At 30.6% G+C, this 258-nt stretch carries 1 protein-coding gene; it reads left to right on the top strand.

Annotated elements, in window-relative coordinates; translation table 11 throughout:
- Window positions 1–258: macro domain-containing protein (locus tag SB816_RS33070; protein WP_410548387.1), on the top strand; the 258-nt coding region annotated here is incomplete at both ends.

Genomic DNA, 258 nt, shown 5'->3' with positions numbered 1-258 from the left:
CTTTGGTTATATAAGACCGAAGCAAAATGGATTTTGAATTTTCCTACTAAGAAACATTGGAAGTATCCCTCGAAGGAAGAATATTTGAAGTTAGGGTTACAGAAATTTATAGATACTTATAAGGAAAAAGCAATTACTTCAATTGCCTTTCCTTTACTAGGAGCTAGCAACGGAAAAATTCCAGAAGAAGTTTCTTTAGAAATTATGACTGATTATTTAAATGCATGTGATATCCCTATTCAAATTTATTATACGATC

It is taken from the genome of Achromobacter sp. SIMBA_011 (assembly GCF_046535435.1).
In the GTDB taxonomy this organism is placed as follows: Bacteria; Pseudomonadota; Gammaproteobacteria; order Burkholderiales; family Burkholderiaceae_B; genus Achromobacter; species Achromobacter dolens.
This window is presented reverse-complemented; position numbering and strand designations above follow the sequence as displayed.